At 61.2% G+C, this 14,228-nt stretch carries 13 protein-coding genes; 5 read left to right on the top strand and 8 right to left on the bottom strand.

Features of this window, described 5'->3' with window-relative positions:
• Positions 1 to 123 precede the first annotated feature (123 nt).
• On the bottom strand, positions 124 to 1,152 hold the full coding sequence (locus ACIQWP_RS02555) for a LacI family DNA-binding transcriptional regulator (protein ID WP_402781855.1): 1,029 nt from the start codon (positions 1,150 to 1,152) through the stop codon (positions 124 to 126).
• A 150-nt stretch (positions 1,153 to 1,302) separates the two neighbouring features.
• Between ACIQWP_RS02555 and ACIQWP_RS02550 the strand changes: the two genes are divergently transcribed.
• The 5 genes from ACIQWP_RS02550 (at position 1,303) to ACIQWP_RS02530 (ending at position 5,619) form a co-directional block, all read left to right on the top strand.
• Complete coding sequence (locus tag ACIQWP_RS02550) at positions 1,303 to 2,388, top strand: fatty acid desaturase family protein (protein WP_402781852.1); 1,086 nt, start codon at positions 1,303 to 1,305, stop codon at positions 2,386 to 2,388.
• A 26-nt stretch (positions 2,389 to 2,414) separates the two neighbouring features.
• Positions 2,415 to 2,726 carry a MocE family 2Fe-2S type ferredoxin gene (locus ACIQWP_RS02545; protein WP_075855758.1) on the top strand — a complete coding sequence of 104 codons (312 nt, stop codon included), beginning with the start codon at positions 2,415 to 2,417 and terminating at the stop codon, positions 2,724 to 2,726.
• A gap of 10 nt (positions 2,727 to 2,736) precedes the next feature.
• On the top strand, positions 2,737 to 3,963 hold the full coding sequence (locus ACIQWP_RS02540) for an NAD(P)/FAD-dependent oxidoreductase (protein WP_402781848.1): 1,227 nt from the start codon (positions 2,737 to 2,739) through the stop codon (positions 3,961 to 3,963).
• A gap of 70 nt (positions 3,964 to 4,033) precedes the next feature.
• Entirely contained in the window at positions 4,034 to 4,594 is a 561-nt protein-coding gene (locus ACIQWP_RS02535; protein ID WP_402781845.1) for an NADPH-dependent FMN reductase, read from the top strand.
• 128 nt (positions 4,595 to 4,722) lie between these two features.
• Complete coding sequence (locus tag ACIQWP_RS02530) at positions 4,723 to 5,619, top strand: DMT family transporter (RefSeq protein WP_402781842.1); 897 nt, start codon at positions 4,723 to 4,725, stop codon at positions 5,617 to 5,619.
• On the opposite strand, the gene ACIQWP_RS02525 is transcribed toward ACIQWP_RS02530, so the two are convergent.
• From ACIQWP_RS02525 to ACIQWP_RS02495, 7 genes are all read right to left on the bottom strand, one after another.
• The gene (locus ACIQWP_RS02525) at positions 5,616 to 7,958 is read right to left on the bottom strand and encodes a polysaccharide biosynthesis tyrosine autokinase (protein ID WP_402781839.1); all 2,343 of its coding nucleotides are present in this window, start codon (positions 7,956 to 7,958) and stop codon (positions 5,616 to 5,618) included. The two genes, ACIQWP_RS02530 and ACIQWP_RS02525, sit on opposite strands and share 4 nt — an antisense overlap.
• A gap of 83 nt (positions 7,959 to 8,041) precedes the next feature.
• The gene (locus tag ACIQWP_RS02520; protein ID WP_402781836.1) at positions 8,042 to 8,947 is read right to left on the bottom strand and encodes a UTP--glucose-1-phosphate uridylyltransferase; all 906 of its coding nucleotides are present in this window, start codon (positions 8,945 to 8,947) and stop codon (positions 8,042 to 8,044) included.
• Between the two features lie 4 nt (positions 8,948 to 8,951).
• On the bottom strand, positions 8,952 to 9,977 hold the full coding sequence (locus ACIQWP_RS02515) for a glycosyltransferase family 2 protein (RefSeq protein WP_402781833.1): 1,026 nt from the start codon (positions 9,975 to 9,977) through the stop codon (positions 8,952 to 8,954).
• Positions 9,974 to 10,912, bottom strand: coding sequence for a glycosyltransferase (locus ACIQWP_RS02510; protein ID WP_402781830.1), 939 nt, complete (start codon positions 10,910 to 10,912; stop codon positions 9,974 to 9,976). Before ACIQWP_RS02510 ends, ACIQWP_RS02515 begins: the two co-directional genes overlap by 4 nt.
• A complete protein-coding gene (locus ACIQWP_RS02505) occupies positions 10,909 to 11,883 on the bottom strand; it encodes a glycosyltransferase family 2 protein (protein ID WP_402781827.1) in 975 nt (324 codons plus the stop codon). The genes ACIQWP_RS02510 and ACIQWP_RS02505 overlap by 4 nt, the downstream gene beginning before the upstream one ends.
• Before the next feature lie 20 nt (positions 11,884 to 11,903).
• On the bottom strand, positions 11,904 to 13,112 hold the full coding sequence (locus ACIQWP_RS02500; RefSeq protein WP_402781824.1) for a glycosyl transferase family 1: 1,209 nt from the start codon (positions 13,110 to 13,112) through the stop codon (positions 11,904 to 11,906).
• Positions 13,113 to 13,217: 105 nt separating this feature from the next.
• Entirely contained in the window at positions 13,218 to 14,021 is an 804-nt protein-coding gene (locus ACIQWP_RS02495; RefSeq protein ID WP_402782714.1) for a glycoside hydrolase family 16 protein, read from the bottom strand.
• Positions 14,022 to 14,228: the final 207 nt, after the last annotated feature.

Genomic DNA, 14,228 nt, shown 5'->3' with positions numbered 1-14,228 from the left:
GACATTCCAAATCCGCCGCGCCTGCCTGCGAAGGACTAGCGATATTCATGCCCTTGTTCCATCGTCCCCAGCTATCATCCCTGATAGAATTCCTTGATAAATGATGGAATTACATCATAGTCGTCAGATGTTTTCCGAGAGGAAGATTTCAAATGGCAGGACACTTTGTCCGGGCACGGCGGCCTCATCGTTCTCGACGGATTTGATCATCAGACCCATCAATTCGTTGCAGAGCGCGGGCAACGGCGTGCCGATCGCCATGGTGACGACATCATCGGCAAGCGCCGCTTTCGACTCGGGCGTCAATTCGTTGACGACGGCGATCAGCTTGCCGGACAAGCGCTCTTCGCGAATGGCCGAAATCGCCCCTTCCATGCCGCCACCGCAGACATAGAAGCCGATGAGATCCGGATGCTTCTGGAGAAGATCGAGCGTCGCCTCATGCGTGATCTCGGGCGTATCGAGGTTGATGAGCGTGTCCAGCACTTCGAATTCGGGCGCATTTTCGCGGAAGTAGGAGCGAAAGCCGATTTCGCGCAGCTCATGGCCCAGAAAGCGATGGCTGCCGACGAAGCAGGCGACCTTGCCGGGGCGAGGCGCCGAACGCGCGATGATCCAGGCCGCAGTGCGCCCGACTTTGCGGTTGTCGACGCCGATATAGCCCTGACGCGCCGTGGTGGAAAAATCGGACAGCAGCGAAAAGACCGAAATGCCCTTTTCCTTCAACTCCTCGATGGCGGCCGTGACGGCGGGATAATCCGGCGCAACGAGTGCGACCGCCTGGCTGCGCGCCGCCACCGCCTTCAATTTCTCGACAATCGCCGTCGGCGTCGAGGCAGCCACGAAGTCCACATGGGCGTTGATCCTGGCCGATGTCACCGCCTGTGCGGCCACGACGATTTCCTTGGCAAAAGCCTGATAGAAGGACTGCACCGGCTTCTGCAGGACGAAACCCAAGCGATATTGCGGCAGGTCCTCGAAGACGCGCTGACGCAGCAGACCGACGGCGTGATAGCCGATTTCCTGCGCCGCCTCATAAACCCTCCGCGCCGTCTCCTCGCGGACGCGATGGCGTCCGTTCAACACGCGATCGATCGTCGCAACGCTGACGCCGGATGCCTTGGCAAGATCGGATATGGTGGGGCGACGCATGATTGCTCCTGAGATATGTCATCATTCGTGACATCAGCTCTTGATATGTTTTGATAGATTCCATCATTCCTGCATTGAGGCAAGTGAAAAGTCGATCTATCGTTTCCGGCATCGAGGGCGGTGCGCTGTTGCGCATCGCGGGAGGCGGGGATGACGACGATAATCAAGCGTGACTACGATCTGCTCGGCGAAAGCGGCAGACGCGCGGTGGAAACGGGGCTTGCCGCCGCCGAATGGTATCACACGGATATCACACGCAAGGACATGAAGGCGCTGATGCAGCGCTCCGACGCGCCTGGTATCCGCGACACCCTCCTCTGGCTCGGCGGCATGATGGTCTTCGCTGCGCTGGGTGTCTATTTCTGGGGGTCCTGGATCTGCGTCCCCTTCTTCCTGGCCTATGGCGTGCTCTACGGCTCTGCCTCCGACAGCCGCTGGCACGAATGCGGCCATGGCACGGCGTTCAAGACGCGCTGGATGAACGATGCGGTCTACCAGATCGCCTGCTTCATGATCATGCGCAATCCAGTGACCTGGCGCTGGAGCCACGCCCGCCACCACACCGATACCGTCATCGTAGGCCGCGACCCGGAGATCGCCGTCATGCGCCCGCCGGATCTCTTCCGCCTCGCCCTGAATTTCTTCGGCATCCTCGATGCCTGGTATGCGATCGTCGACATGCTGCGCAATGCGGCCGGCGTCGTCAGCGCTGCGGAAAGGACCTTCATTCCCGAGATGGAACAGCCGAAGGCGATCCGCATCGCCCGCATCTGGCTTGCCGTCTATGTCGTCACGATTGCAACGGCGATCGCCATGGGCTCGGTCCTGCCGCTGATGCTGATCGGCCTTCCCCGGCTCTACGGCGCCTGGCATCACGTTCTGACCGGGCTGCTGCAGCATGGCGGCCTTGCCGACAACGTCATCGACCACCGGCTGAACAGCCGTTCCGTGATGATGAACCCTATCAGCCGCTTCATCTACTGGAACATGAACTACCATGTCGAACATCACATGTTCCCGATGGTGCCCTATCATGCCCTGCCGAAGCTGCATGCGATGATCAAGCATGATCTGCCGGCCGCCAATCCATCCATGTGGTCCGGCTATCGCGAGATGATACCGGCATTCCTGCGGCAATTGCGTAACGAGGACTATTTCCTGAAGCGCGAGCTGCCATCGACGGCGCGGCCCTATCGCGAGGAATTCCACGGCGAGCTACCGGCCGCCGCTCAATAGAACCGACATTGCCGAGGGAGGAAACCATGAGCAACTGGATCGAAGTCTGCGCAGCTGATGCAATCGACGAAGAGGATGTCATCCGCTTCGACCATGACGGCCGAACCTTCGCCGTCTATCGCAGCCCCGAAGACGATTATTTCGCCACCGACGGCCTCTGCACGCATGAGAAGATCCATCTCGCCGACGGCCTGGTGATGGATAACATCATTGAATGTCCCAAGCACAATGGCCGCTTCGACTATCGTACCGGCGAAGCCAAAGGTGCGCCGGTCTGCGTCAATCTGCAGACCTATCCGGTCAAGGTCGAAAACGGCACCGTCTTCATCGGGCTCTAGGGAGGTCATCGTGACGCATTTCGTCATCGTCGGTGCCGGAGAATGCGGTGCCCGCGCCGCCTTCGCGCTTCGTGAACAGGGGTTTGCGGGCGGCATCACCCTCATCGGCACCGAGCCGCTTGCCCCTTACGAGCGCCCGCCGCTTTCCAAGGGCGGATCGGGCGAGGCGCCGGAACCGAAATTCATCGCCACGTTGGAGCTCTATCGCGAACAGGCGATCGACCTCCGGCTCGATACGACGGCGGCCACGCTCGACCCCGCCGGGAAGACGATCGGGCTCGCGGACGGGGAAACGCTCTCCTACGACAAGCTTCTGCTCGCAACCGGAGCCTCGGCACGCGGCTTTCCAGGCATCGATGGCGCCTCCCACCGCATCCACATGCTGCGGACCCATGCGGATGCGGTGGCATTGCATGCGGCCCTCCACCCCGGCCGGCACATCGCCATCATCGGCGGCGGCTTTATCGGTCTTGAGCTGGCGGCAACCGCGCGCATGCGCGGCGCTGACGTCACCGTCATCGAGGGTCTGCCACGCGTGTTGAAGCGTGGCGTGCCCGAGGCCATCGCGGAAGCGATCGCGGAACGCCATTGTCGGGAAGGTGCCGATATCCGCTGCGGCCAGGCCATCGAAGCTGTTCAGGAAGAAGCCGATGGAGTGGTCGTTCGCCTGGCCAACGGCGAAATCATTTCAGCCGATCTGCTGCTCGTCGGTATCGGCGCCGCCCCGAATGTCGCGCTTGCCGCGCAAGCGGGGCTTGCGATCGAGAACGGGATCGCCGTCAACGAGCGGCTGGAAACCTCCCATGCCGACATCTATGCGGCAGGCGATTGCTGCTCCTTTCCACTGGCGCTTTATGGCGGACGGCGTGTTCGCCTCGAATCCTGGCGCAGCGCGCAGGAACAGGCAAATCTCGCTGCCGCCAACATGCTGGGAGAAGGCGCGGCAATATCCGCCGTGCCGTGGTTCTGGTCCGACCAGTATGACCTTACGCTGCAGATCGCCGGCCTGGCGGATGAGGCGACCATCCATGTGCGGCGCGATCTCGATGACGGGGCCTTTATCCTCTTCCATCTTGATCCCGATGGACGCCTGCTTGCCGCCAGCGGCATCGGTCGCGGCAATGCCATCGCCCGCGACATTCGGCTTGCCGAAATGCTGATCGCCGCCCGTGCATATCCGGATCAGGCGGCTCTCGCGACAAGCACGGTCAAGCTGAAGTCGCTGCTTGCCGCATGAGATTGCTCTCAGAGCTTGACGCACGGCCGCGAAGCATCAATGTCTCCTCGGAACGCAGATGGGGAAAGCGATGAAGATACTCGGCATATCAGGCAGCCTGCGCAAAGGCTCTTTCAACACGGCCCTGCTCCACGCGGCGGTCGAGCTGGCACCAGAAGGGGCAGAGCTGATCGCCCGCACCATCCATGGCGTACCGCTCTATGACGCCGATATCGAGACGGCGGATGGCATTCCGGACAAAGTGCGCGAGCTCAAGGATCTGGCCATTTCGGCTGATGGACTGATCCTGTTTACGCCGGAATACAATAATTCGCTTCCGGGCGTGTTCAAGAATGCCATCGACTGGATGAGCCGCCCGTCTTCCGACATCGCTCAGGTCTTCGGCGGAAAGCCGATCGCTGTTCTCGGCGCCTCACCCGGCAATTTCGGCACCATTCTCAGCCAGAATGCGTGGCTGACTGTGTTGCGTACACTCGGCGCCGAGGCATGGTTTGGCGGGCGATTGATGGTATCGCGCGCCGGCAGCGTCTTTGATGCCGATGGCACGATCGTCGACGAGAAGGTGAAACACAATCTCGCGGCCTTCATTGAAGGTTTCGCGGCTTTCATCGCAGATCGCAAAAAGGGTTGAAGCGCGGCTCTCCGGATCGACCGGAGGGTAAACACGAAGCCTATGATTGAACCGATGAATAGCCTAATGTAACCGCGGCGCCGGGTTCCGGCGCCTCCGGGGCCCCATATCTTCTTCCTTCGAAAACCATGAAATCCAATAGTACCGGTTACGTCTTCACGCTGTTGGCAATCAGCATCTTCGCCATACAGGACGGCATATCCAAGCACCTTGTCAGCGTCTATCCGCCGCTTCTGGTGGCGATGATCCGCTACTGGGCTTTCATGCTCTTTGCCGTCGCAATGGCCTCGCGCGCACCTGGCGGCTTGCGACGCAACGTCAGAACCAAGCGGCCTGTCCTGCAAATTGCTCGCGGCCTGCTGCTCGCCGCGCAGATCGTCGTCGCCATCTCATCCTTCGTCATCGTCGGATTGGCCCATTCGCAGGCAATTTTTTCATCCGGCCCGCTGATGGTCGCCCTATTGTCCATACCGATCCTCGGCGAGACGGTCGGCTGGCGGCGATGGCTGGCGATCTGCTTCGGCTTTGTCGGCGTGTTGCTGATCCTGAAACCGGAAAGCGGCGTCTTCGATGCGCGATTTCTGGTGCCGCTTTTCGGCGCGCTGCTATTTTCGCTCTACGTCGTCCTCACCCGCTATGTCAGCCGCGAGGACGGCGCCATGACCAGCTTTTTCTATACGGGCGTCGTTGGCGCGGTCGCCATGAGCTGCATAGGCCCGTTCTTCTGGACGACGCTGGCGCCGCATGACTGGATCTTCATGGGCATTCTCTGCCTGACGGGCGTTTCGAGCCACTATTTCCTCATCCGCGCCTACGACATGCTCGACGCGGTAGTGATCCAGCCGCTCACCTATCTGCAGCTCGTCTTCTCCGCCATTATCGGCGTCATGATATTCGGCGAAAAGCTGAGCGCGCCCATGATTTTGGGCGCGCTCATCGTCGTTGCGGCAGGGATATTCACGATCTGGCGCGAACATGCTTTGGCAAGGGCGCGGCTGAAGGCCGGCAAGGTCCGGGTGGGCTAAGCGTCCACCTGCGCGCGCGGCTGCGCCTCCGTGTAGTAGCTCACATATTTCTGCCGGTAGCGCTCCGTTCCGCCGAAGTCGCTGTAGCGCGGCAACTCCGACATGTCGGTCTTGTTGAGGATGACGCCGAGGATGCGCGAATTGATCTGCGGCTCTTGCTCCAGAACATCGCGGACCAGATTGGTCGGTGTCGCGCCCCATTCGGTCACCAGCAGGAAGGCATCGACCTGCGGCGCAAATGCCTTCGCGTCGATGACGGGACCAAGAGGTGCAAGGTCGACAATGATATAGTCGAACATCTTGCGCGCATTTTCCATCAGATGCTGCATGCCCTGCGAGGACAGAAGCTCGCTGGTGTGCAGCAGGTGATCGCGCACGACAACCGGCAAGATGGCAAGCTTGGTGCGCGGATCGACCTTTACGGCATTCGTCCAGGGCACCTCGCCGAGCACGGCCTCGATTAGGCCGGCCTGTGGCGTCGTTTTCAGCGTGCGGCTGAGACCCGGATTGCGCAAGTCGGCATCGATGAGCAGCGTGCGCTTGCCGCTGCTGGCGAGCAAGGCGGCAAAATTGGCTGCTGTCGTCGACTTGCCCTCGCCCGGCAGCGCCGAGACGACACCGATGACGCGGTCGGCGCGGCCCTGCAGCATCACGTCGCTGGCGAGCTTGGCGTTCCTGAGGGTCTCGGCAAAGATCGAGCGCGGCGCCTCGACCGAGATGCGCATCATGCGTTCGAAGGTGACACCGTTTTCCGCCTCTTCCGCCGTTATCGGCTGAGGCCCGGCATTGACCTTGCGCGGCTTCTTCCTGTTCTTGCTCTGCTGGCCGAGCAACGGCAGATAGCCGAGGAACTTCAGCCCCAGAGCAGAACGCACATCCGCTTCGACACGGAAGAAACGATCGCGGAATTCCTGGAACGCAGCCACGCCGCAGCCCACCATCAAACCGAGGATCACCGAGAGCGCCATGACGAGCGTCTTCTTCGGGCTCGACGGCGCGGTCGGCACGCCGGCAACCGAGATGACGCGCGCCTTGGCAATCGGGAAGGAGCGTTGCTGGGTCGCCTGTTCGAAGCGGCCAAGATAGGATTCATAAAGCGTCTTCAGCGCCGATGCCTTCTGGTTCAGCTCATTGAGGTGAACCAGCGACTTGTTAGCCTCGGAATTCTTGCCGACGACCTTGTCGATACTTTCGCGCAGCGATTCCGCCCGCGACTGCGCGACATCAAGCTCGTTCTTGTAGCTGGCAGTCAGCTGCTGAAGTACCTGGTAAATCTGCCGGGTAATGTCCTGCCGCTCGGCCTTGAGCGCGACGGCTTGCGGGTGATCGGCGCCGAAATTCTGCGTGACATCCTGCTCGCGCTTTTCGACGGCGAGGTAGCGCGTTTTCAGGTCCTGGAGCACCGAGTTGTCCGTCGAGCTTGACGAGATGGTGGCGTTCTTGACCGCGTTGTCGGGACCCTGGTCGATGATCGACTTGTACTGATTGTAACGCGCGGATGCGCTTGCCGTGTCGGCCTGGGCGATGATCAGCTGCTTGTTCAGGTCGGAAATCTGCTGTTCCGACATCAGCTCGCCGCCGGTCGACGTCAACCCATTGTCGGCCTTGTATTTCTCGACTTCGAGCGAAGCCTCCTGGGCGCGCTGGCGCAGGTCGTTCAAGCGTTCCTGCAGCCAGACGGAGGCACGTTCGGTCGCATCGAAATTGGCATTCAGCTGATCGGTCAGATAGGCATCGGCATAGGCGCGCGTGACCTTGGCGGCGAGCAGCTTGTCCGTCGAGCTGTAGGAGACGGCAACGACCGAGCTGCGCGTGACGCGCTCGACCTTCAGATTGTCCTGCAGCACGGCAGCAACCTTCTGCCGCTGGGCCTCGCGCTGTTCCTCGGGCGTCATCGGTGGACGCCCCGGCGTGAAGATGCTGACGATCAGACTGACGCCGGATTTGAGCAGCGCCGCTGGAGACACCGGTGGATTGAGCAAGGTATTGTTGTCGGAGAGACCGGCCGTATCGACGACGCGCAGCGCCATCTCGTTCGATTTGAGGATTTCGACCGCACTGGCGATCTCCATGTCCGCCTGCTGGCTGCTCGCCGCCGGCGGCTGATCCTCGGCATATTTCGTCATGGTTTCGTCGAGCAATATCTGCGTCATCGAGGTATAGCTCGAGGTAGCGGTCAGCAGATAAGCGACGGCCAGAATGACAAAGGCGGCCACGGCGAAAATGATGGTGCGGATGCGCCGGACCACGACGGCCATCAGCCGATCGAGGTCGATAAAGCTATCCTGCGACTCCGCTTGCGGAAGAGCGCTGTGGAAAGTGAAATTCTTCTGATGCATGGCGACCACCTTGTCGGAGAAGCCCGAATGAACAATAGCTGTGGCCTGCAGCCTTCCGGCCGCAGGCCACAATGTGAGCAGGCTTAAGCGGCGGTCATCTGCGCTTCGTGCGAGACGACCAGGTTGCGGATCGAGTCGTAGACCAAGCCGCCAATATCGGAGCGAGCGAGCGCGAAGGCGACATTCGCTTCGATGAAGCCGTGCTTGGACCCGCAGTCGAACGTGCGTCCGTTATAGACCTGGGCATGGAAGGATTGCGTCTCGGAGAGGCGCAGCATGCCGTCGGTCAGCTGGATCTCATTGCCGGCGCCGCGCTCCTGGCGGGCCAGAATATCGAAGATCTCAGGCTGCAGAATATAACGGCCATTGAGGTAAAAGTTTGAAGGCGCCTCGGACGGATGCGGCTTTTCAACCATTTTGGTCACGGCAAAGCCATGGCGCACCGCCTCGCCCTTGCCGATAATGCCGTATTTCGACGTTTCTTCCGGAGCGCATTCCTCGACGGCGACGATGTTGCCGCCAGTCTCATTGTAGAGATCCATCAGGCCGGCCATGCAGCCGCGCATGCCGTAGCAGAGCATGTCGGGCAAAAGCAGCGCGAAGGGTTCGTTGCCGATCAGGTCGCGGGCGCACCAGACGGCGTGGCCGAGGCCGAGCGGAGCCTGCTGGCGGGTGAAGCTGACAGCGCCCGGCCGCGGCAGAAGGCGCTCCAGCTCGCTGACCTGATGGCTCTTGCCGGCAAGCCGCAGCGAGGAAATCAGCTCCGGCGTGTCATCGAAGTGATCTTCGATCGCCGACTTGTTGCGGCTGGTGACGAAGACGATGTGCTCGATACCGGCCTCGATGGCTTCGTCGACGGCATATTGCACGACCGGACGATCGACGATCGTCAGCATCTCCTTCGGCATCGCCTTGGTGGCGGGCAGGAAGCGCGTTCCATTGCCGGCAACTGGGATGACTGCTTTTCTCACGCGATGTTTGGGGTCCATGGCTCTATCCTTTGTTAGAGTGAGGGCCTGCGCCCATATTGGGCAAGGGCGAGGAGAGTGGAGAGGTGGGCGAAGGCTGGCGACCGCTCCGCAAGGACGCGGCCAACCGACGGAAACGGGCGGCGATCGGCATGCTGAGATGGCGGACCGCCCGGGGATTGAGGCATGCGATCTTCAGCATCGCCTGCAGTTCGCGCTCCTTGATGCTGTTGACCAGCTTCAGGAATGCGATGACATCCTTCAGATTGCGCGTGCGCCGCCGCTGCGCGGCAAGAGCAGCGGCTCCGAAGGGATGTTCGGCGAAGAATCGGGTGTCGGCGGCCAGCATGGCCTCGACATGGTCTTGTCTGAGAACACGCGAGATCGAACCATCACGAATATAATACAGGTAGCCCACGGTCGGCTCGACGACGCAGACGCCGCCCCTGGCAAGGGCGGAAGCAAGGAAAATATAGTCTTCACCGATCCGCAAGGTCGCATCGAAGCGCAGGCGATGCTTCTCGACGAAGGCACGCTCGAAGACCGGCTTCATATAGCCGAAATTGTGCTCCGACTGGAAAATCATGTTCGAGGCGATGAACTTCGCCAGCGTCAGCAGCGGCATGCGCGCCAGCATCGGCTCGGGGAACATCGGCAGCATCGTGCCCACGTCCTCGCGGATGACGTCGAGATTGTCGACCGCGATCTGCGCTTCGGCCTTTTCAGCCCTGGCGATCAGGCGGGCCATGCGGTCCGGACGCAGCGCATCGTCGGAATCGAGCACGGCAATCCAGCGGCCGCGAGCCGCATCGAGCCCGGCATTGCGGGCAGCACCCGGACCGCCGTTGCTGGCCATGGCGACGAGGCGAACGCGCGGATCAGGGTGGTTGCCGGCAATCTCACGCGTACCGTCCGTCGAGCAATCGTCGACGACGATGACTTCCATGCTGACGGCACCTTGCGCCAGCGCGCTGTCGATGGCGCGCTCAAGCGTTTCCTCGGCGTTGTAGGCAGCGATGACGAAACTGACATCGGGGATGAAATCCGTCATTGCGGCGCCTTCTCCAGATTCCCGTATTGCTCGATTTCGCGAACCCCGAAGAGGCCGCTGACGACGCCGGCATGCATGATGCCGCGCAAGCCATAGCGATGACGCTTGATGGGTGATGCCGAGAGCAGCGCTGCGGCCACGAAGCAGTAGGCGGATTTCGTGCCCGCCAGCGCAATCGCGCGCCAACGCCCGAAACCGCCCCTGGCCTCCAGCAGCATGCGACCATGAGTCTGACCCATGCGATACCGGCGCTTCGACAGCCAGGAGATGGTCGCCCGCCCATTGGGGACGGGTTCGTAGACCAGTGCATCCGCCGCATAGGCGATCCTGCCGCCCGCCTTGTGCATATGGGCGAAAAACTCGGTATCCTCGCCGCCGCTGCGCCCGAGCGCGATATTGAAGCGCCGGCCGGCGAGCGAAGGCGCGCCGCGGCGCAGCAACACATTGCAGGTGTAACCGGTCAGAATGTCTCCGGCGACCCAAACCGGCAGGGTCGAATGGAAGTCGCCGCGCTGCATCCAGGCCGGAGCAATGTTTGCATAGATTGCCTGAACCGGACCGAGCACGGCGTCGGCGCCGGTCGTGTCGGCCATGACGAGCATCTCCGTCAGCCAGTCTTCGGAAGCGGTCTCGTCATCATCGATGAAAGCGAGGAAATCGCCGCTCGCATGTTCCAGGCAGGCATTGCGGGCGATCGAGATATTCGATGCCGGGCAATGGACATAGAGGATCTCGAAGGGCACAGCCGAACGCATGGCGTCGACGCGACCCTGCGCGCTTGGCGTCACATCATTGTCGGCAACGATGATCCGGATGATCGCGCCGACCGGAATATTGAGTACGGCCAGCGACAATAACGTCTGATCGAGCTCTGCCCGTCTGTATGTGCAGACCGCGATATCGATCTTTATCGGGCGCCGATGGACCTGTGTCATGACGCGATCCTGCGGTTGCGGAAGCTGAGGACCTCCATCCAGAAGCCCATGGACCAGGCGAAGTGCATGACCATGGCGGAGATTGCGGCGAGCGGCCCATAGGGGTTCTTCTGGCCAAGAGCGATCCAGAAACCGTAAGCGATACAGGCGACGGCCCAGAGGCTGACAGGAATGACCGCGATCCAGTTAAGCACGGCCAGGAAGGCGCCGATGAAGATCGGCACCACCGCCAGCGGCAGCATCTGGCGCAGGCTCGGCATGCTGCGATGCTTGAGGATGTTGCGCGCACGACCGCGGCCGTAACCGAGATATTGCTTGAAGAGTGTCGGGATGCTGGCGCGCGGATAGTAGGTCATGGCCGTCTTGTCGGTGAGCCAGATCCGATACCCCGCCTTGTGCAGCCGGTAATCCAGCTCGGCATCCTCGTTGTGGCTGAAGGTCTCGTCATAGCCGCCGACCGCGCGGAAGGCGGCAACGCGCATCAGCGCATGATGCCCGTGCTCTGCCCAGTGACCCTTGGCGCCTTCGCGATGCTTGGAGCCGCCATTGCCGAGCTTGGAGTTCTGCGCCACGGCCGTTGCCTTCTGGAAGGCGCTGAAGCCCATCGTGCGCATGGCAACGACGACGGAATCCGCGCCTGTCGCGCCAGCTTCCTGAACCAGCATCTGGCAGTAATCGTCCGGATAGTCGCCATGGGCGTCGATACGGATGAAATACTCGTGATCGTCGCCGAAGGTTTCGATGGCAAGATTGATCGCTGCGCTCTGCAGCCGCTTCGGATTGTCGAGCAGCAGGACGCGCGGATCTCTCCCGGCGATATCCCGGACTATCTCGCGCGTGCGATCGGTGCTGCCGCCATCAGCCACCACGATCCTGGCATCGAGTTCGTCCAGAGCCCGACCGAGCTTGCCGATCAGCGGCTCGATGTGCTTTTCCTCGTTGAGGCAAGGAATAACAATTACGCAACGCATATCCCCTGAACTTCCGGTCGTCATTGCAATCCACCTCTATTGCGATGCAGTTGTGGGAGGGTCTGTATTTCGGCAAGCCGCTCGTTGGCGCGCGTCAGCGACGCCAGCCGCTGGACCAGCCCATGACAATCGGCACGGTCCATCATCCATTGCTTACGATCCTGGGACGCCACGGCTTCGAAAGCGGCGAGATAGCGCCTTTCGTCCATCGCGCCCAAAAGCGACGCCAGATATGCGGCATCGGCCGCGTCGAGCGTCAGTCCGATCTTTCGGCTTGCGAGGAACCGGGCCGTCTCCGTGCCCTCGATCGCGATTGGAACGGTGCCATAGAGGCCGCCTTCATAAAGCCGGTTCGGCAGCAGCCAGCTCGAATTCAGTCCCTCTTCGAAAAAGTCGATCGCCCAGGAGAACTGGACCTCGTTATAGATCGTCGAGAGGTCCTCGGGGTTCTTGTAGGCGCCGGCGAAATGCATGAAGGGCGCATTGCGCACGACACGATCGAAATCGTCAAATTCGGAATAGGCGGGCCGCCCACGCAGAACGATCTCGAAACGGCCTTCCATCCGGCGAGAGAAATCATCGAGCAGCGCCAGCGACTTGCGGCAGCGGAGCGCGCCGAACCAGCCGATCTTCCACGGCTTTCCTGGAGCTGGCGGCCTAGCAATCGGCGCGGCGACATGCACTGCCGATTCAAGCACGAGCACCTTGTTTTCGAGCAGCATGACAGGCACATGCAGGCCGGAACGCGGGCGGAAATAACGCTCGATGAAGGCCGGTGAACTGGTCACCAGCAGCTCCGCCTGCGAGCCGAAATGACGCTCCGCGCTGCGAAGGGCGCTGCCCACCACATCGTCGCGCAGCAGCAACCGATGGATATCGAGGCATTCATAGACGATCGGCATATCGCCGCCGAAAACGGATTTGGCGCGGTTGGCCAGCACCAGCATTTCAAGATTGCGGCCGATGATCACGTCCGGTCTTGCGACCGTGCGCAAGGCACTGCGCAGTTTCGCCGCGGATCTCGCCACTGCCGCAATACGCTGCGCAAACTGGGCATCCTGCGTCTTGCCAAGCTCGATCGGCTCGACGCCATGGATGGCAGCCAGCGCATTGTCATCGCGCCGGAAACCCGCGAGCGTCACGAGTGCCCCGCCGGCCTGCAGCATCAGCACCCGCCTGCGCACGGCCGGATCGGCAAGATCATGAACGAAATACAGAATATGCAGCATCAAAATTTCCGCTTTTGCGCCCAGCCGAAACCGGGCGCCTTGTGTGGTGGTGTTGCATGGTGGCATTGCAACCGGCCGCGACGGATGCCGCGCGGCCAGCCAGATTCAATCGAGCTTGCAGGTGATCGATTCCGGGAACAGGCACTTCTGGCCCGGCGCAGTGAAGGCGACGCGCTTGATCTCCATGGTTGCCGGCTCGCCGCCATAGGCGAACTTGCCCATCCAGCCGCTGAGGGTATCGGTGCCCCAGAGGCTGAAGAAGATCTTCTGCGCGTTCGTCGGTATTTTCGAAGGGTCGGTGACTTCCTGAACGAGCTTGCCGTTCACATAGTAGCGCAGACGATCCTTCTCCCAGACGAAAGCATAATCGTTGAAGCCCTGATCGGCGCCGCCTGAAACCGGCACCAGCTTTTCGTTGCCGCCCTTGGCGGAGATATATTGGTTGACCTGAACTTGGCCAGGGTTCTTGCCGAGCACTTCGAAATCGATCTCGTCATGCGGCTTCTTGTCGGTCGGACCGATATAGGTGAAAAAGGCGGAGTTCAGGCCTGGCCCGGTGGCGGTGCGGTAACGTGCCTCGTAGGTGCCGTAGCCATAGCGTTTCATCGTCTGGATTTCGCCGCAGGCATAGTTGCGCTCGCCTGCCTTGGACTGGATGAACTGCAGTTGCAGCATCCCATCCTTGATGTTCACCTGCTTTCGCGACCAGGTGCAATTCTGATGCGGTCCGTTGTTCCAACCGTCGGAGATGTACCAGCGGCCGGTGTCCAGGTGCCCGAAATTGTCGACGAAGGACCCGCCTGTCGGCTGATCATCTTGCGCGAATGCGGCCTGTGGCAGGAAGCAGGCGCCCATAAGGGCGATTGAGACAAGCCCAAGTCTTTGCATGCAGCTTTTCGATGTCGTCATGGCATCACCTTTGCTTTGAACGCGCTTGCCGATTATCGGCGGCGCGGTTCTGGACAGCACGGATTCGGCCCGTGGGCGCGTCCGGCTGCCGGTCAGCAGGTTGTACAAGCTCGGCAGGGCGTAGCGCGCCATGCCGTTGGTCAAAGGCAGCAGCAGCAAGGCAAGCGCCGCCGCCAGAAGATAGAAAATCGGATAGAGATCGCTGCC

Origin of the sequence: Rhizobium sp. NPDC090279, assembly GCF_044769665.1 — a bacterium.
In the GTDB taxonomy this organism is placed as follows: Bacteria; Pseudomonadota; Alphaproteobacteria; order Rhizobiales; family Rhizobiaceae; genus Rhizobium.
Note: the sequence above shows the minus strand (reverse complement) of the source record. Positions and strands in the feature narration are given on the sequence as shown.

Coding starts and splice junctions, on each gene's coding strand:
- ACIQWP_RS02505 (WP_402781827.1), bottom strand. CDS start 11,883: ATGCGTTGCGTAATTGTTATTCCTTGCCTCAACGAGGAAAAGCACATC.
- ACIQWP_RS02510 (WP_402781830.1), bottom strand. CDS start 10,912: ATGACACAGGTCCATCGGCGCCCGATAAAGATCGATATCGCGGTCTGC.
- ACIQWP_RS02520 (WP_402781836.1), bottom strand. CDS start 8,947: ATGGACCCCAAACATCGCGTGAGAAAAGCAGTCATCCCAGTTGCCGGC.
- ACIQWP_RS02495 (WP_402782714.1), bottom strand. CDS start 14,021: ATGACGACATCGAAAAGCTGCATGCAAAGACTTGGGCTTGTCTCAATC.
- ACIQWP_RS02500 (WP_402781824.1), bottom strand. CDS start 13,112: ATGCTGCATATTCTGTATTTCGTTCATGATCTTGCCGATCCGGCCGTG.
- ACIQWP_RS02515 (WP_402781833.1), bottom strand. CDS start 9,977: ATGACGGATTTCATCCCCGATGTCAGTTTCGTCATCGCTGCCTACAAC.
- ACIQWP_RS02530 (WP_402781842.1), top strand. CDS start 4,723: ATGAAATCCAATAGTACCGGTTACGTCTTCACGCTGTTGGCAATCAGC.
- ACIQWP_RS02545 (WP_075855758.1), top strand. CDS start 2,415: ATGAGCAACTGGATCGAAGTCTGCGCAGCTGATGCAATCGACGAAGAG.
- ACIQWP_RS02535 (WP_402781845.1), top strand. CDS start 4,034: ATGAAGATACTCGGCATATCAGGCAGCCTGCGCAAAGGCTCTTTCAAC.
- ACIQWP_RS02525 (WP_402781839.1), bottom strand. CDS start 7,958: ATGCATCAGAAGAATTTCACTTTCCACAGCGCTCTTCCGCAAGCGGAG.
- ACIQWP_RS02555 (WP_402781855.1), bottom strand. CDS start 1,152: ATGCGTCGCCCCACCATATCCGATCTTGCCAAGGCATCCGGCGTCAGC.
- ACIQWP_RS02550 (WP_402781852.1), top strand. CDS start 1,303: ATGACGACGATAATCAAGCGTGACTACGATCTGCTCGGCGAAAGCGGC.